The 18,443-nt window shown below is 64.9% G+C and carries 9 protein-coding genes; 4 read left to right on the top strand and 5 right to left on the bottom strand.

Features of this window, described 5'->3' with window-relative positions:
- Nucleotides 1–58: 58 nt before the first annotated feature.
- The 4 genes from PLANPX_RS07225 to PLANPX_RS07210 all read left to right on the top strand — a co-directional run bounded on the left by PLANPX_RS07225 (nt 59) and on the right by PLANPX_RS07210 (nt 8,383).
- The gene (locus tag PLANPX_RS07225; protein ID WP_152098082.1) at nt 59–1,501 is read left to right on the top strand and encodes a DASS family sodium-coupled anion symporter; all 1,443 of its coding nucleotides are present in this window, start codon (nt 59–61) and stop codon (nt 1,499–1,501) included.
- A 447-nt stretch (nt 1,502–1,948) separates the two neighbouring features.
- Entirely contained in the window at nt 1,949–6,364 is a 4,416-nt protein-coding gene (locus PLANPX_RS07220; protein ID WP_172991919.1) for a DUF1549 domain-containing protein, read from the top strand.
- Between the two features lie 265 nt (nt 6,365–6,629).
- Nucleotides 6,630–7,667 carry an MSCRAMM family protein gene (locus PLANPX_RS07215; protein WP_152098080.1) on the top strand — a complete coding sequence of 346 codons (1,038 nt, stop codon included), beginning with the start codon at nt 6,630–6,632 and terminating at the stop codon, nt 7,665–7,667.
- A gap of 143 nt (nt 7,668–7,810) precedes the next feature.
- Entirely contained in the window at nt 7,811–8,383 is a 573-nt protein-coding gene (locus PLANPX_RS07210; protein WP_232536317.1) for a DUF2585 family protein, read from the top strand.
- Between the two features lie 378 nt (nt 8,384–8,761).
- Here PLANPX_RS07210 and PLANPX_RS27205 read toward each other — a convergent pair whose 3' ends face one another.
- From PLANPX_RS27205 to PLANPX_RS07190, 5 genes are all read right to left on the bottom strand, one after another.
- Nucleotides 8,762–8,932 carry a hypothetical protein gene (locus PLANPX_RS27205; protein WP_172991918.1) on the bottom strand — a complete coding sequence of 57 codons (171 nt, stop codon included), beginning with the start codon at nt 8,930–8,932 and terminating at the stop codon, nt 8,762–8,764.
- Nucleotides 8,933–8,971: 39 nt separating this feature from the next.
- The gene (locus PLANPX_RS07205; RefSeq protein WP_152098079.1) at nt 8,972–9,481 is read right to left on the bottom strand and encodes a hypothetical protein; all 510 of its coding nucleotides are present in this window, start codon (nt 9,479–9,481) and stop codon (nt 8,972–8,974) included.
- Between the two features lie 86 nt (nt 9,482–9,567).
- Entirely contained in the window at nt 9,568–10,824 is a 1,257-nt protein-coding gene (locus PLANPX_RS07200; RefSeq protein WP_152098078.1) for a CCA tRNA nucleotidyltransferase, read from the bottom strand.
- Nucleotides 10,825–10,836: 12 nt separating this feature from the next.
- Entirely contained in the window at nt 10,837–14,487 is a 3,651-nt protein-coding gene (locus tag PLANPX_RS07195; RefSeq protein ID WP_152098077.1) for a UvrD-helicase domain-containing protein, read from the bottom strand.
- On the bottom strand, nt 14,484–18,077 hold the full coding sequence (locus PLANPX_RS07190) for a PD-(D/E)XK nuclease family protein (RefSeq protein ID WP_152098076.1): 3,594 nt from the start codon (nt 18,075–18,077) through the stop codon (nt 14,484–14,486). Before PLANPX_RS07190 ends, PLANPX_RS07195 begins: the two co-directional genes overlap by 4 nt.
- Between the last annotated feature and the right edge of the window lie 366 nt (nt 18,078–18,443).

Raw genomic sequence — 18,443 nt, 5'->3', positions numbered from 1 at the left:
TTGGCTGCTTCCCGTCCTCGTCCGCCTTTTCCTGCCGCTCTGCGCATGGAGCCGTGCCTTGTCTGACTCCTCGCGCCATCTAGGCGATTCGTTAGCCCGTTGGTCCCCAGTGCTCGTTGTTGGCGGCGGCATGATTGCCGCCGGACCGCCGGACGGACTCACGGCGAATGCCTGGTGGTTTGCGTCGGTCTTCATCGCGACGATCGTCGGCTTTCTCACGCGCCCCTTGGCGATGGGGCCGCTCGTTCTCGTTGCCTTGCTGACGCTGCTGTTTGCCGGCGCGTTCGGCACAGGCGCGAAGGCGGTCGAGGGGATGCTGAGCGGCTTCGCCGATGCGACGGTCTGGCTGGTTGTGGCGGCCTTCCTGCTCTCCGGAACGGTCGTCCGCACCGGGTTTGGCCGGCGGATCGCGCTGATGCTCATCCGCTCGTTGGGGCAAACGACGCTCGGGCTTGGCTATGCGATCGCCGGCAGCGAGTTGATTCTCGGCCCGATCATTCCCGCCGCCACCGCCCGCGGCGGCGCGGTGATGGCGCCGATCGTCAATTCGCTCGCCCTTGCGCTCGGCGCCACGCCCCACGGCGAACGTCGCCGCACCGGCGGCTATCTGGTGCTCTGCGGCGCCCACGCGAATCTGATCGCGTCGGCAATGTTCTTCACCGGCATGGCGGCGAACCCGCAACTCGCAATCTTCGCCCGCGATGCACTCGGCGTCGACGATTGGGACTGGATGAATTGGCTTCGCGGCAGTTGGCCGATGGGACTGGTCGGTTTCGCGCTGCTGCCGTGGATCTTGTTCAAACTCCATAGGCCTGACCTCACTCACTCGCCCGAGGCGCGGCAGGAGGCGGTCGACGAACTGAAGGCGATGGGCCCCTGGAGCGGCAAGCAAATCGCCGTCGGCTTGCTGCTCGTGGCGATGGTGATCGCCTGGGCGCTCGAACCTTACCACGGCGTCTACGCCGCGGGGATCGCGCTCGCCGGGATTGCCGTCATTCTCATCCTGAATATCGACCGCTGGACCGACCTCACCGGCGATCGTGCCGCGTGGGATTCGCTCATTTGGCTCGGCGGCCTCGTCGGCATGGCGAAGTACCTCAAGAGCGAAGGCGTCATCGACTGGTTTGCCGCGTTGATGAAAGACCAGGTGGTCGGCCTGCATGGAGTTACTGCCGCCGTGGCGCTCGGGCTGATTTACTTCTTCTCGATGTACGCCTTCTCAATGATGACCGGCCATATTATGGCGATGGCGGGGGCGTTTTTCGTCGTCGCCCATGCCGCCGGCAGCCCCGCGATGCTGATTATTCCGATGATTTCGTACTTTTCGAACCTGTGCGGCTGCCTGACGAACTACTCCACCGGACAGGTCGTCATTTACTCGGGGTTCGACTACGTGACGACCCGCCGTTGGTTCGCCGTCGGCTTCGGCGTGGCGATTTTCCACCTCGTCGTGTGGCTCGGCATCGGGCTGCCGTATTGGAAGCTGATTGGGTGGTGGTGAGAAATTCGGGGAGGGGATTAACCACGAAACACACGAAAGGAACGAAAGGGAATTGCGTGGAAGTACACCGCTAATAAGCGCTAATGCTCGCTAATCAATTGCATTGAGTGCATTATTTATTTTCTTTCATTAGCGTTAATCAGCGTCCATCAGCGGTGCTCCCCCGTCTTCCTTTTCGTTCCTTTCGTGTGTTTCGTGGTTAAAAACTTCCCGCTCCCCCGCACCGCTCAGGTCGGGATTTACCGGCTCTAACGGTTCCCCCGAGAGCCTGCCGCGGTAGAGAAATCGCCCCTTTTTCGGCAGGCCGGTTATAATCGAAGAGTCGTTTTGGCCCGCTGCTGCAGGTCTCTCTTCATGCCGGAATGTCCTCTCAGGTTGCCGCATCTTCGTTTCATTGCAGTGCTATGCGCGCTGCTAACCATCGGCAGCGCTGCCCGTGGGGACGTTGTGTCTCCCGCTGAGCCCGCGCCGGTCAGTTATCAGCGCGAAGTGCTGCCGATTCTGCGGGCTAATTGCCAAGGTTGCCATCAGCCGGCGCGACTGGAAGGGGGCGTCGATCTGACGGCCCGTGCAGGCTTGTTCGGCGAAGGCGATAGCGGTCTCGCCGTCGTCACGCCAAGCGACGTCGACGCGAGCGAGCTGCTCGCGCAAATCACGCCTGATGAAACCGGCTCCGCTGCGATGCCAAAAGATGGCAAGCCGCTCGCTCCAGAACAGATCGCCCTCGTGCGCCGCTGGATCGTCGAGGGCGCGAAGATCGACGCCGAGTCGGACCGACCCCATTTCGACGCCGAACATCCGCCGACCTACAGCAAGCCGGCGACGATCACCGCGCTCGACGTTTCTCCAGATGGCACGCTGCTCGCCGTCTCGGGCGTTAACGAAACATTACTGCTCGATGCGAAAGCCGCCGCCCAGGGAGAGCGCGTCGTTGTGCGTCGCCTGATTGGGTTGTCGTCGCGCATCGAATCGCTGCGCTTCTCGCCCGATGGGTCGAAGCTCGCCGTCGTCGGCGGTCAGCCGGGCGAGTTGGGCGAGCTACAAGTCTGGGACGTCGCGAGCGGCGAGTTGCTCGTCTCGCGCACTGCGACCGCCGATACGCTCAGCGGCGCTGCGTGGAGCCCAGACGGCGCGTCGATCGCCTTCGGCGGATCCGACAGCAACCTCCGCGTCGTCGCGGCAGCCGATGGCGCCCAGCAAATCGAACAAGGCGCCCACTCCGACTGGGTGCTCGACGCCGCGTTCTCCGTCGACGGCAAGCATGTCGTCACAGGCTCGCGCGACCAGACGCTTAAGCTCGTTGAAACGGCGTCGGGCCGGTTCGTCGACAACATCACCGCCGTCTCGCCCGGCGTGCCCGGGGGGCCGATCTTCGCGATCGCGCGCCACCCGCAGCGCGACCTCGTGGCGGTCGGCGGCGGCGAGGGGATTCCGCGCACCTACATGATACACCGCGTCGTCGAGCGCAAGATCGGCGACGACAGCAACCTCGTGCGGGCCTACCCCGCGATGCCGGGCCGCATCTTTGCGATCGCGTTCAGCCCCGACGGGACGCGGCTCGCCGCGGCCAGCAGCCACGAGGGGCGCGGCCATGTGCAGTTGTTCAACGTCCCCGACGCGCTCCTGCCCCCAGACGACGTGAAGCTGATTCAAGGGAAGACGGTCGACCAACGTTCGCCCGAAGAGAAGGCCCGCATCGAAGCGTACAACCGCGAAGGCGCGGAACTCGTCGCGACCGCCACGGGCGAGTTGCCGCCGGTGTACGCAATCGCGTTTCAGCCTGACGGCAAAGGCCTCGTCACCGGCGGGGCTGATGGCGTGGTGCGAATTCACGCACCCGAAGATGGACGACTGTTGGCAGAGTTCAATGCGTTCGAACTGGCGCCCGCTGACGCCGCCGCGCCAATCGCCGCTGACGCCAATCAACCGCCGGTCGAGTTTCTCACCGACGTGATGCCAGTGCTCGCGAAACTCGGCTGCAACTCCGGCACCTGCCACGGTTCGCGCGAAGGGCAGAACGGTTTTATGCTGTCGCTCCGCGGGTACAACCCGCTGGGCGATCATCGTGCGCTCACCGACGATCTGGCCGCTCGCCGCATCAACCGCGCTGATCCTGCGGCAAGCCTGATGCTGATGAAAGCCATCGGCGCGGTACCGCATGGCGGGAATGCCGTCACCGAAGTCGGTTCGCGGCGGTACGAAATCATGCGTCGCTGGATCGCCGAGGGCGCCCGCTTCAATCCCGAGGCGCCGCGGGTCGTGTCGATCGCACTCGCCCCGCAAAACCCGGTAGTGAACGACGCCGACGCGACGCTCGCGATGCAGGTGATCGCCCGCTACAGCGACGGCAGCGAACGCGACGTCACCGAGGACGCGTTCATCGAAAGCGGCGACACCGAAACGGCCACCGCCGATGCCACCGGCAAGGTGACCGCGATCCGCCGCGGCGAAGCGCCGCTGCTCGCCCGCTACGAAGGCGCCTACGCCGCGACGACGCTGACCGTGATGGGCGATCGCGAGGGTTTCGCTGCGGAGCCGCAGCCGGTTTACAACCACATCGATGAACTCGTCGACGCGAAGCTCGCGCGGATGAAGATCGCCGCAAGCGGACTCTGCACCGACGAAGAATTCTTGCGGCGAATCCATCTCGATCTCACCGGCCTGCCGCCGACGGCCGACCAGGTTCGCGTCTTCCTCGCCGACGATCGCGATAGCCGGACGAAGCGTTCCGCCGTCATCGATCAATTGATCGGCAGCGACGACTTCATTGAGCATTTCACGAATCGTTGGGCCGACCTCTTAATGGTGAACGGCAAGTTCCTCGGCAGCGAAGGCGCCGCGGGGTTCCGCCAGTGGATCCGCACCGCCGTCGCGGAGAATCGCCCGTACGATCAATTCGTGCACGAAATTTTCACGGCCGCCGGTTCGAATCGCGAGCATCCGGCTGGTTCGTACTTCAAGGCGCTCCGCACGCCCGACCTGATGGCGGAGACCTCGACGCAGGTCTTCCTCGGGGTTCGCTTCAACTGCAACAAGTGCCACGACCATCCGTTTGAAAAGTGGACTCAGGATAACTATTACGGTTGGGCGGCGTACTTCGCCGACGTGAAACTGGAGAAGGATCCCGCGAGCGGTGATCGCACGGTGGCGGGCTCGGCGGTTGAAGCGGCGCAACCGCTGTTTGAAATTGTCGCGGATACTCCCGGCGGCGTGATGACGCATCTCCGCACCGGCAAGCCGGCGTCGGCCAAGTTCCCCTTCCCGGTGAAAAGTCCCCGCACCGAGAATGAGCAAGCGAATCAAACGCTCCGCCAGCAGGCGGCCGACTGGATCGCCTCCGCCGACAACCCATACTTTGCGAGCAGCTACGCCAACCGCGTGTGGGCCCACCTGCTCGGCGCCGGCCTCATCGAACCGATCGACGACATCCGCGCCGGCAACCCGGCGACGAATCCCGAACTGCTCGCCTACCTCACCGACGAGTTCGTCGTCAGCAAGTTCGACGTGCGGCAACTCATTCGCCTCATTTGCAACTCGCGAACGTACCAGCTGTCGCACCAGACGAATCGCTGGAACGCCGACGACCTGCGGAATTACTCGCACGCCCTTCCCCGCCGATTGCCGGCCGAGGCGCTGTACGACGCCGTGTTCCGCGTCGTTGGCTCGAAGTCGCAGTTCCCCGGCGTGCCGGCGGGAACGCGGGCGGCGGCGCTGCCTGATTCAATGATCGAAGTCGAAAGCGGCCTGCTATCGAAGCTCGGCCGACCGGCCCGCGAGAGCGGCTGCGAGTGCGAACGATCCAGCGATCTGCAGCTCGGTCCGGTGATGGCGCTCCTCAACGGCCCCACGTTCGCGGCGGCCATCAGCGATCCCGACAGCGAATTGGCGAAGCTCACCGCGGCAACCGCGGACGACGGATCGCTCGTCGACGAAGTCTTCATGCGGGTGCTCAATCGAGCGCCAACGGCGGAAGAACGCGCGGCCGGCGCCGAGATGCTCGCCGCCCCCAGCGATGAAGGCGCTCGCCTCGCCACCGCCGTGGCCGAGCGGGCCGCGGCGCTTGAGCCAAGCTTCGACGCGTGGCGTGCCGCGAATCGCCCGATCGAATGGAAGACTCTTGCGGCACTTGGAGCAACGCCCAGCATGGGCGCTACGCTCACCGCCGCCGACGATGGATCGATCGTTTCCACCGGCGGCACAGGGCTGGGGACTTACAAGCTCACGTTCGAGGCCCCGCTTGGCGAGATTCGGGCGATTCGACTGGAAACGCTGGCCGACGATCAATTTCCCGCCCGCGGTCCTGGTCGGGGGCCCGACGGCAACTTTGTGCTCAGTGAAATTCGGGCGTTCGCGTCCGACGCGGCGTCGCCCGGCAAACTTCGTCGCTTGAAATTCCGCACCGCCGAGGCCGATTTTGGTCAGGATGGGTACGACGTCGCGCGGGCCATCGACGGCAAGGTCGAAACGGGCTGGGCGATCGCTCCGCAATTCGGTCAAACGCACACGGCGATTTTTACGCTCTCGCGGCCGCTTGTCGCGCGGGCGGGAACGCGGATCACCATCGAGCTCGATCAGCAGTTCCTGGGCGGCAACCATCTACTTGGCCGGGTCCGCATCGCCACAACCGCCGCCGAAGCCACCCTCACGCAGCCTGAGCAGCCGGCGCCGTGGCGCGCCCTCCTCGCCGCGCGGGAGTTGAGCGAGCCGGAACGCACCAAGCTGCTCTGCCATTACCTGCAGAGCGACGCCGAGTATCGCTCGCTCGAAGAGGCGGCCCGCCTGCTCGCCAATCCGCGGCTCGCGGCAGTGCAAGATCTCGCCTGGGCGCTCATCAACAGCCCGGCGTTCTTGTTTAATCATTAACCTGCACCGCAGCCGGTAATGTCGCCTGCGATGCAATTGCCAGCACGCTGGCAAACGAGTGCTGTAAGCAACTGCGCCGCCGCGCCGTCTCGTCGTACCGCTTGCATCGGCACAATCGTCAAGGTTTCGCACGTGCTAAATCTTCCGTGCGACCTCGTCCGATGAGGACTCGGCAGACGCCGCGCTCCCGCGCCGAGGTACGCCTCCGCGCGCTGGTCGGCGTCGATCCGCAGTCGCCCGCCCCTTCCCGCCGCCTGCCTCCGCTATGCCACCCTCCACGCCAGCGTGTCGCCGCGTCTGCCGCGTGGAGCGTATGGAATCGCGGCTGTTGATGGCCGTCGATTTGGCGCCGCCGCTGTTGGAGCAACCTGCAGACTCCGGGATGATTCCGGATGGCGACCTCTTTATTCCCGGCAGCATCGCCGGGCGCGTAGTCGCCGTCTCCGCCGCGAACGACCAACCGACCGCCGGCGACGCCGGCATCAGCGGCGTGCGGATCGAACTCCTCGCCGACGACGGCCGCGTCGTCGCCGAGACGCTCACCGACGCCGAGGGACGCTACGACTTCCCCGCGCTCGAACCAGGCGTCTACGCGATCCGCGAAACGCAGCCCGTCGGTTATGACGACGGCCCCGAGTGGCTTGGCATCGGCGGCGGCTGGAACGAAGCGAACGATCTCATCAGCCAGATCGTCGTGATGCCGGGGGCTGATCTCACCGGCTACGATTTTGCCGAGCGTTTCGCGCAGGTCGACGAGGCGGAGGAACCGACGCCCAACGAGCCGGCGCCGAATCCAACGCCCATGCCGATTCCCGAACCGGAGTCGCCGCTGCAGGCGTCGCCCTGGGCCGGTTTCGTCCTGCCGCTGACGATCGAGGAATCGCAGCCCGTCGCCACGACCGTTGAGCAACAGGTCGTCGAGTCGCCCGCGGCTGCCGCCGATGATGCAAGCCCGCTGTCGCGGCGCCGCGCCGACAAGCAATACGCCGGCGGCGGCGAAGTGCAGAACTCGCTGAAGCTTGATCTCGACGCCGCGATCACCGAAGGGTACGAGCTACTCGCAATGCTGTTCGACGCCTTCGCAACGAACGATCAACCGGACGCCGCATTTGCGCCGGTCGGTCACGAAGAAGCAGAGCCAGCGGAAACGGCTGAACGAGACGCTGCCCGCGAACAGGCGTTTGAGCTGCATGCCGCTCCGCCCGTCGCTGAAGTCGCGACGCCGCCGGCCACGCAACCTGGAAGCACTCCCGCCGAACGCACCGAGACGTGGCGGCAAGTCGCCAGCAAGCCAGCGGCTTAACGAGCTGCTTTAAATTTTCTGGCTCCCTCCCCCTTGAGGGGAGGGCTGGGGAGGGGGTAGATCGCTGGTACCCGCTTCAATCACCCCTCCCTAACCCTCCCCATCAAGGGGAGGGGATCTCAGGGTCTAATCTTTTTTTCGCAATGATGCACGCCACGATCCGCCGCCATTGGGGAGCGCTCGCCGTCGCGGGCATTACGGCGGCGATGGTGTTCGTCGTCCGCCTCGAAGGCCGCGTCTGGTTCTGCGAATGCAATCGCCTGTTGTTCTGGATCGCCGACGCGAACAGCAGCCATACGTCGCAGCATCTGCTCGATCCGTACAGCTTCACCCACTTTCAGCACGGGCTGATCTTCTACTGGGCGCTCGCCTGGCTCGTCCCGCGCTGGTCGTGGCAGGGGCGGCTCGTCACGGCCACGGCGATCGAAGCGCTCTGGGAAATCGTCGAAAACTCCGAATTCGTCATCAACCGCTATCGCGAAGCGACGGCGGCGCTCGGCTACACAGGCGACTCGGTGGTTAACTCGCTCGGCGATTTGCTCGCCTGCGTCATCGGCTTCGCCGTGGCCGGCCGCATCGGCTGGCGGTGGACGCTCGCCCTGTTCGTCGGCATCGAAGCGGGGCTGCTCCTCTGGATCCGCGACAGCCTGCTGCTCAACGTGCTGATGCTCTTCTGGCCGGTAGAGGCGATTAAGAACTGGCAGCTAGGCGAGTAAGTGGGCAGTGGGCAGTGGTTGACAAGAAGAACGCCAACGGCGTTCAATCAACCAGCCCAGGGTTGATTGCGACAGCAATCTACCCTGGGGCACCAGGCGCGATTCGTCGGCAACCCTGAAAGGGTTGAATCACGACGGTCTAGTCGCACAGCGATGCAACCCTTTCAGGGTTGGCCAACAACGACTCGTCGCTAGCCCCAGGGTAGATCGCGTGGCGATCAACCCTGGGCTGGATGCCTGAACGCCGTCGGCGTTCGCAGCTGCGCTGACCAGCCACACGCTCAAGCCGGAAGCTTTGCGCGGCAATTCGTAAAACCGTAGCAAAATCTGCCGGAATGGAAGCTCACCCCCTGGCGGAGCCAGGGGCTAGGGTGCATCTTAGCTCGCTTTGAGCTTCGTCATCTCGGCTTGCAGCTTGTCGATCTCCGCCTGCAGGCGGGCCGGTTCTTGCGGATCGTCGGGCTGTTGCTTGGCGCCGGCGAGTTGCTGCTGCAGCGTCCCCAGCTTCTGACGAATGACTTCGATCCGCTTCTTTGCCTTCTTATCCATGAGGAGATCTCGTGAGTTGAGTGGAGCGGCGTCGGCCGATTAGTGATAGGTTCGCATCAGGGCGCCGATGATGATGATCGCCATAACCGCCGTCCAGGTGAGGTTCAGCCACATCGCCATGTTTGCACGCAGCTTGTCGGCCAGCGAGGTTTTCCCCGCGAGGATGGCGGCCATGAAAAAGACGAAGAGCGCGAGCAAAAACTTGATGCCGAACAACATGTGGTACGCCGAGGGCAATGGATCGCCCATCGCCTTCGCTTCGCGGACGAACGTGATGTAGTTGAAGAGTCCGCTGCCGATGAGAAACAGCGTCGCGATGCCGACCCACCGCGCCCAAACAGCGCGACGACCAGCATAACAGGCGTCGACGCCCGCCGGCGCGAGCACTGCACGGAGGTAAAACAGGCCGCCACCGAGGATGACTGCGAACATGATGTGGAAAATGCGGCTCAGTAGCCGGACGGCGAACATGCCGTCGATCTGCGGAGCATCCGCCGCGGCTTGGGCGAGAAGCGACAGGGCGTCGATATCTGCGGAAAAGAGAGACATGGACGCTGCTCCGGCGGGCTGATGAACCACTGGCGCCGACGCTGGCGCCGCTGGGGTTCGATCGTAAGCCGCCGCCCGCGATTCGTCTACCGCTGGTCGCCGGTAGGCTGCTCAGCGAGCCATTTCCGGGCGGCCGCGAGCGACTCCTCGACCGAAGCGAGCTCGCCGTCGAGTTGCCGATCTCGCAAGTATTCCAGCAGCGGCGAGAAGTGCCGCCCGCCGCGAATGCCGTTGCGCAGCAAGTCGTCGCCCGTGACGAGCGGCGGCGGATTGAGCGATTCCGGCGAGCGGGCGAGTTCCGCACCGCAGCGCACCAGGCTCGCATCGTCGGCCGGCAGGCTCGCCGCGAGAAGCTCCATCAGCTCAGGCGCTCCCTCGTGCACGAGCAGCCGCTGCAGCCGCGGCCAGGGGAGCGACGCCGCCTCCATGACGACGGGCAACTGCGCGAGCAACCATGCCGCCCGCTCTAGCTCTTTGTTCGAGAGTTTTAGTCGTCGGCCAACGTCCCGCATGGGCGCCACGTCGATCATGCCGTAGAAGAGCGCCGCCAACCCCGAGGCGACGGTCGCCTTCGGCAGCGTTTCGAGTCGTAAGAGCGCCGCCTGCCAGAGCGCATCGTTGGCGGCGGCATGCGGCGCCAGTTCGGGCAGGATCGGCGGCAATAGTTCAGCTTGCGCGAGCAGTCTGGCGCCGAGTGCCCGCGACGCGTGCGTCACGATCCGCCGCAACTCGGCGCCGATCCGCTCGCCGCTCACTTGCGAAACTTGCGAGGCCATCGACTGCACGGCGGCGAGCGTCGCCGGTTCGAGCGCGAGGCTGTACGTTGCCGCAAAGCGAACCGCTCGCAACAAACGAAGCTTGTCTTCGACAAAACGCTGCTGCGGATCGCCGATCGCCCGCAACACGCGGGCCTCCAAATCAGCGACGCCGCCAACGTAGTCGACGACCTCTTCCGCGATGGGGTCGAAGAAAAGCCCGTTCACCGTAAAATCGCGGCGATGGGCGTCGTGCCGCGCGTCGCTAAACGCCACTGACTCGGGCCGCCGGCCGTCGAGATACATGCCATCGGTGCGAAAGGTCGCCACCTCGATCGGATCGAGCGGCTTGCGGGCGAGCACCGAGATGACGCCGAACGACGCCCCGATCGCGAGGGTCCGCCGATGTCCGAACAACTCGCGGACTTGCTCGGGGCGAGCACTCGTTGCCACGTCGTAGTCTTTCGGTGGGATGCCGAGCAACTGATCGCGAACGCATCCGCCGGCCCAGAGCGCATCGTGTCCCGCATCGCGGAGGCGGCGAACGACGTCGAGGGCAAATTCACGTTGACTGACTGGGGCGTCCACAAGACTCCGAGACTAAATGCGTGCAGGCGGGGAAAGTAAACCGGCGATCGCTTGATTGATCTGCTTCACATGCGCCGCTCGCGCCCGCTGCTCCCAATTGAACTTCCGCTCGACCTCCGAGTCCAGCATCACCAGCGCCACTTCCGCCAGCGGCTCGCCGAGGGCTTGCTCGATCGCCAGGGTATAGACGAGCAGTTGCGCCTCGTATTGGTTCGCGACCGCATCCAAATTCCCCGCCGACGTGCGGTTCGTTTTGAAGTCGAGCAGCCGCCAGCGGCCGTCGGCGCCTTGGTAGAGGCAGTCGATGTAGCCGTGGAAGTAACGCTGGGCGGTTTCTGCGTCGGCGGGCGACTTCCCCCCCTCCTCTGCTGGCGGCCACGGCAGCAGGAACTCGACTTCGCGACGGACGATCTTCGCCGCCGCCAACTCCGCCGCCCGCGGGGATTGCAGGAACCGCTCGACCAAATCGGCAGCCCGCTCCACTGTTTTTTCGGGCACGGCATCGGGCATCAGCGCGGCAATCGACCGGCAGAAAGCCCGGGCCTCTTCCGACTGACGGAAATCAATCCGTTCGAGCGCCGCGTGCGCGACCGTACCGAGCAGCTTCCCTTCGCGATCTCCCTTTTCCAAGCCGAGCGAATTAGCAGCCAGCCCTTCTCCGTCATCCGCTCCTGCGAGATCAGCCTCGCGGGCAACCGCTAGCGCCCCGGTTAGTTGCGAGAACGAAAACCTTCTCCTCGCACGCGCGTCGGCAGGAATCGGTTCACTGCCTCGCGGCAACGCGCCGCTACTCTTCGTCGCGAGTTGGCGGACGCTTGCCACCAACTTGTCGAGATTCGAACCGCGCGACTGCGTTCCCTTCGCCTCGGCCACTTCGGGCAGTTCGTCCGTCACACGAATCTGCGGCGCCGCGTACCCTGGCGGCAGCGGCTGCCGCAGCGAACCGTCGACGATGCTCACTTGCTGATCGATCAGCTGCAGCAGATCGCGTTTGGGATTCTCGGGATCGTCGATGTTGCTGCTGATGAGCAAGTAGTCGGCCGCCCGCGTGCAGGCGACGTACAGCAGCCGCCGTCGCTCGGCGAGGTCTTCCACTCCCTCGGCATAGCGGTAGAGATCCATGCCGATGAGCCCCTCGCGCTCGTCCGACGGCAACGGCACGAGCGGGCCGAGCGACGCGTCGAGCACCGGCGTCGTTGTGCCGGCGTTGCGTTGGCGATCGAGATCCGGGAGCACCACTAGCGGAAACTCAAGCCCCTTCGAGTAGTGAATCGTCATGATGCGGATGACGTCGCCCCCCTCGGATTGCGTCGCCGCGAGCGCTTCTTTCGGCGCGCGGGAGACGAACTCCGACAGCTGCGTGATGAACCCAGGCAGGTCGCCGGGCGAACTGCGGTCGAGCGTGCGGGCCTGCTCGATCAGCTTCTCGATGTTCGCCGCCTTGCGCGGGCCGAGAAACTCGGTGAGCAGCACGGCGTCGTAGCCGGTCCGCTCCATCGCCAACGCGAACAGGTCGGCGACGAGCAGCCGATCTTTCTCGAGTCGCAGTTTGTTGATCGTCGCCGCGGCCCGGCGGACTTTCACCGCCTCGCCAGCTTCAAGCTCCGCCGGCAGCCGTTCGGCCGCGGCAAGGGCGCCGTTGAGCGACTTGTGCCGCTCGACGAGCCAGTAGAGTGTTTCATCCGTCAACGAAAAAAGCGGACTCCGCAACGCGCCGGCGAGTGCGATCTCGTCGACTTCGCTCGCCACGGCGCGGAACAGATTCAGCACATCGTAGATTTCTTGTTGCGAGTAAAACGCATGGCCGCCGGCGAGGTAGTAGCTGAGGTTGTGGGCCCGCAGCGCCTCTTCGTACACCTGGGCATCGCTAAGCGTACGGAGCAAGATCGCCACGTCGCCCGGTTTTAGTTTGCGCGGCGTCGCGACGTTGTTGATCATGTCGACGACCACCGGCTCGTCGGAGTTGAGGAGTTGTACGAGCCGGCGAGCGATCCAATCCGCTTCGACCGCACGGGCGTCGCGCGCGGCGCCGGCTCTGCGGCCTTTCTTCGGTTTCTTGCCGAGCGTCTCGGCCGCATGGTCTGCCGCGGCGCCCTCCTCATCGGCGAGGCTGTTCTCGCCCGGCGTCCACAGAAACTCGACCGCCGGCACGGGCGTCGCCTGCTCCCGCTTGGGGACAAGCGGTTCGTACTGCTCGAACGCGCCGTGGAACACCGCGTTCACGAAATTGGTGACGGCCGGCTGGCTGCGGAAGTTCGTGGTGAGCGACAGCCGCCCCGGCGGCGGCAATTCGTTGCGGAGGTTGAGCGAGACCTGCGGCTCGGCGCCGTTGAAGCGATAAATCGACTGCTTGAAATCGCCGACCGCGAACAGTCCCCGCTCGCGCCAATCGTCGCCGCAGAAGGCCTGGATGATTTCAACCTGCAGCGGGTTGGTGTCCTGGAACTCGTCGACCATTAGCAGCTGCGTGCTGCCGGCGAGTTCCTTGCGAATCGCCGCGTTCGTCGGCGAGGTGAGCAAGCGGTGGGCGCGGGCGAGCAGGTCGTCGAACTCCAATTGGTTGCGCCGCGACTTCGAGCGTTCGAGCGTTTCGGTCACGTCGCCAACGAGTCGCAGCAACGAGAGCCCCTGCGCCGCTGTCTCGCGGGCCGCCGTTTCGTCGAACTTCTTTTTCAGCAGACTTTTGTCGACTCGTTTGCGGAAGACCTCGCACGCCTTTTTGTACTCTTCGAAATCCTCGGCGTCGCGCCAATCTTTGACGGTGCACTTCCCCTTCACCATCGCCATGTCGCGGAGGTTGTCGAGCATGAGATTCGCCTCGAGCACAGATGGCGTTCGCGTCGCGATCGCGGCGTCGCCCTCCGCGTCGTCCGTCGAGGAAACCAACTGCAGCGCCCGATTGAGATCGTCGAGATGCCGATAAAGCTTGTCGCTCTCCGCGAGCGTTGGGTTCGCGATCAACCGCAACCGGTGGGCTTCTTCGCTGGCGAGCAGGTCGGGAATCGCCGACGGCGCCGCCTCTTCGGCCAGGTACTGTTGCCAACGGGCTACGACGTCGTCGACGGTCGCGTGGCGCCAGCGTTCGATCGCCGGCATCGCAAGCGGCCCCGCCAGTCCCGCTACTTCGGTGCGAACGCGATCGAGGCCGCGCTTCGCCGCCAGATCGAGCACGCTTTCGTTCCGTTCGAGCAGCAGAGCCCGCAGCCGATCGTCGACCGTCTCGAGCTTCACGAGTTCCGCCGTCGCGGCGTCGAGAACTTCGAACTGCGGATCGAGCCCCGCTTCCACCGCGTGCGCCCGCAGCAGCTGCGTGCAGAACGAGTGGATCGTGCTAATGCGGGCGCTATCCATCGACCGCATCAAGCGTTGCCACGCCGCTGACTCGGTTTCAGTTCCCGCCGCCTGCAACCGCTGGAAGCAACGGTTGCGAATCCGCTCGCGCATCTCGCGGGCTGCGGCGTCGGTGAAGGTGATGGCAACGATTTCATTCAGCTCCGCCCGCTCAACTTGCGTCGGATCGACGTGCGAGAGGAAACGCTCCGTCAGCACGAACGTCTTGCCGCAGCCGGCGCCGGCGGAAAGCGAAACGGAGCGGTCGCGGGCGTCGAGCGCCGCACGCTGCTGGTCGGTGAGTTTTGAAACGGGGGCCGTCGACTTGCTCATGCGTCGACCTCCACCGGTGGAATCCACCGTTTCTCGAGGCTCCGCACGTGCGCGATCCGGCAGCCGGTGCTGAACGGACAAAACGTGCCGCAGTCTTTGTCTTCGTTGTACACGGGGAACCACCCATGGCGGATGCCGTCGACAATCTCGCCGATGCGTTGCAAGAGCGCCCCCTTCAGTTCCGGCCAATGCGCCGCTTCACGCAACACGCCCTTTTCCACCTCGGCGAGCGTCAGCGGCCCGCCTGAACGCGAGCCAGCTCCGAATCCCTTGCCGCGAATGCTCCAGTACCCCGCCGACAGTCCCACCGCTTCCTGCTCGGCCAGCAGCAACTCGGCCACCGCCATCGCGTAGAGCGGCAACTGCAACTGCGTGCCGGCTCGCATCTTCGCCTCGTCGACGCGCTGCTTCGCCGACGTTTTGTAGTCGATCACATTGAAAACGGTAACGCCGCCGACGCGGCCGACGTCGATACGGTCGATCTGCCCGGTGAAGCGAATCTGCTCCTCCTTGATCTTCAGCTCAAACGGCTTGTCGGTCGACAGCGTCGCATCGTCGGTTGATTCGCTACGTTTGTTCTTCGGCCCGAAGCGGGCTTCGAAGTACGTTGCCTTCAGCGGGCTATCAACCTGTGGCCAGGCGACCGAGTAGTCGCCATGCTGACGGGCGAACTGCTCGGCCCACGCGGCGATCTGACGGCGTTCGATTTCGACGAGCGCCCGATCAAGCCCCCGCCGCGGCCGTTCGCCGACAACGCGGTCGAGCATCACCTGAAAGTTCTCCGCCACCTCTACGGGCAACGGCGCGGAGCCCTTGTCCGCGAGTTCGTTGATCACCGCGTACAGCCGCGCGAGCGTCTCATGCAGCAGACTGCCCCGACGGGCAAGGTCGTTCTCGAGCGCAAGTTCCGGCAACGCCTCGAGCTTCAACAGATGCTCGCCAAAGAAGCGAAACGGGCAAGCTGCATATGTCTCAAGTCGGCTAGGGCTCCAGATGTAATCGGGGCCGTAGTAAGCCGCGAGCCGCGCGCGGGCGTCGTTCGAAAGGAAGATCCCTTCGAACTCGCCGAAGACCTTGCGATCACCGCGGCCTGCAACTGCGTTGATGCCTTCGAGAATCGAACCGCCCACGCCGCCATGCTGCGGCGAACGGACGAGTGCCGCGAGCAACTTCGCGTCGTGCCGCGCGGAATCGTGCGCGTCGAGAACCGCATGCCGCCGCACGTCGCTTCGCGACAACGGCACGTCGCCATGTTGGTGCTCGTAGCTAAGCGATTGTGTTGTTGTCTTAATGTCGTGCCCGCCGAACGCCCGCCGCAGTTCCATGAGAAATGGGCTCGGCGGCAGCGGTTGTGCCTTCGCGTCAAGCGCCGGGAAACTGAGCGTGAGCGTCTCCGTCGGCGCGGTGACCGTCTGGAAGAAGAGCAGCATCTCGTCGCTTGCGGCCGCCGATAGCTCAGCAGCCGCGGCGCCGTCGGTTGCTTCCTCGTCGGCCGCGTTGCTTTGGCGGCCTGCCGGAAACGCTTGCTCACTCAGCCCGCCGAGGAAGAGATGCCGCGGCCGCAGGAAGCGTAAGCTCTCGGCGCCAAGCACCTGCACGCAACCGGTCGCTTCGCGCGGCTCAGGCGCCGGTAACTCGATGGCGGTCGTCGCGATGAGGTCAATCAACTCATCGAGGCTGAGCTTCGTCGGCTCGTCGCCGGCCCACGCATCGACGTGCGCCGCCGATTGCAGACCTTCGAGGAGGATCGCCCACTCGCGCCGCGGGTTACGTTCTGCCCCATCGTCGACGTCGAACAACCCGAGCCGGCGAATAAACGCCTCGAGCAGTTCGGTCCAGCGGCCGATCGTCGCTCGCCCGGGCAGATCACTAAGAGCGGCCGCGAACCCGTGCAACCGCTCGGCCGCCGCGGCGCTGTCGAATCCACGCAGCGCGAGTTCTTGCAGCAGCCGCGAAGTTGGCGGCGCCGCTTTCGCGGGTAGGTCGTCGCCAAAGGGATCGTCGTCTGAAGCGCTGCTGCTCGCAGGTTCGTCGCCAAACGGATCGTCATCGAACAACGGCAAGTGGTCATCGGCTTTGGAACTCGCCGCTGGCTTGCGTTTGCTCTGCTTCACCGGCACGACAGTTTCGGCGACCGCAGCTTGCTCTGCTGATGGCGCCTGGCCCACCAGTTCCAGCAGTGCCTCGCGCCCCGTCGGCAACTGCGCCTGCCGTACCAGCCACTCGACGCCCCCGCGCACCGATCCGTCAGCCCCCTCCCCTTTCCCCTTTCCACTCTCTCCTTTGTCACCATCCCACCAGCCGATCGAGCGATCCCCCACCACATGCAGCAGCCGCCGATACGCCCAATCCTCCGGCACGAGTCGCAGCACATTCAGCAAGCTCCGCACGAGCGGCGTCGCGTTGAGCTTGCGCGACGCATCGAGGTAATACGGAATGCCAAAATCGTCGAACGCCTGCCGCACGCGATCGGCCACGTCGTACGTCGAGCGGAACGCCACCATCACCTCGCTCGGCGCCGCGCCCGCGACGAGCAGCAACTTCACGCGGCGGGCGATTTCTTCGATCTCGGCCCGTACGCTGCTCGCCGCGATGATGTGGAACCGGTTGAGCGTGGCAAGCGCGTCGTCCGTCGGCGACTCTAGTTGACGGTAGCTGCGGAATAGATTGCGGCGGAGGTGATCGAGTGCGGGCCAACCAGAAGAATGCTGAAGGCGGAAGGAGGAAGGGGGAAGGCTGTGAGCAGCGGGGGCCGTAGCGGCGAGGTATGTTGCTAACTGTTCGTTGTCGAAAAGCGGAGCGGCGCCCAGTTCCTCAACAAGCTCCTGCCGCGTGGCGATCGTCCGCGCAAACAAATCGCGCCGCTCCCCCTCCCCCGCCTCGCCTGGTAGCGTCACCACCACCTGCGACGCCCGTTGCGACAGCAACTGCAGCATCATCAACTGCGGCGCCGTGAACTCGGTGAACCCGTCGACGACCGCGAGTTCGATGCCCGTCGCCACCGCCGGCTCCGCCAGCATCCGGTCCCGGGCCGCCCGGAACATCCCCTCGGCGTCGACCAGCCGCTGGTCGTCGAGCCACTGCTCGTAGGCGGCGTACAGCCCGGCGAGTTCCCGCTGCCGGGGCGTCCCCCGTTTCTGCCGGCGGGCAAAATCCTTCGCCGGCTTATCCCGTCGCCGCAGCCGGGCGATCGTCTCGTCGACCAGATTGACCAGCCCCGACGAGCCGCCGACCGGGGCGAAGTATTTGAGAGCCCCTTCAGCCTGAGCCTGGGCGATCACCTGTCGCACCAACCGACGCCGCTGGAGGGTCGAGATCGGCCGCAGCGGCCGAGCCCCGTCGCGGACCACCCCGGCGGCAAACCCGGCGAAGGTGGTCACCCCGGGGTCCAGAATCGCCCCCGCACCGCCCAGGGCTAGTTCCTCGCGAACCGCCCGAGCCACGGCCTGGCTGGGGGCGATCCACAGCGTCCGCCGCCGCTCGCCAAGTCTCCCTAACCGCAACATTTCCCGGTACTTGCGCAGCAGGACCGCCCGTTGCGGCTCCCCACTCAACCCAATTGCGACGACCAGTCTGGCATCCATTTCCATGGGTGAATCGTACACCGTCAGCCGATGAGACGAGAAGAGTGGCAGGAGGAGTCGAAGGTCGGGGTTTAGGGGCCAGTAAAGGTCGCCTCCCGGTCTTCTAGGTGAACCCTGAACCCTGAACCCTGCCCACTGAACCCTCACAACTGAGTTTGAAGGCAGGCCGGCCCGGCCGACCTTCACACGATCTTCAATTGCGGGTTTTTCCGGCACGGAAGCAGCAAAATTCAAGGCAGGACGCCCCGCCAGATATTTGACAGCACAGGCCAAACTCGCCTAAACTGTTACGGTACAGGAAGCTCCAGCTAGGGCAGTAGCGTTGCGACCGTCTTTTCCGACGTTAGCGATCGCGAGTGCTCGGCGCGTGAA

Source organism: Lacipirellula parvula (genome assembly GCF_009177095.1).
Lineage (GTDB): Bacteria > Planctomycetota > Planctomycetia > Pirellulales > Lacipirellulaceae > Lacipirellula > Lacipirellula parvula.
The sequence above is the reverse complement of the archived record's forward strand: the minus strand, read 5'-3'. Positions and strand labels throughout refer to the sequence as shown.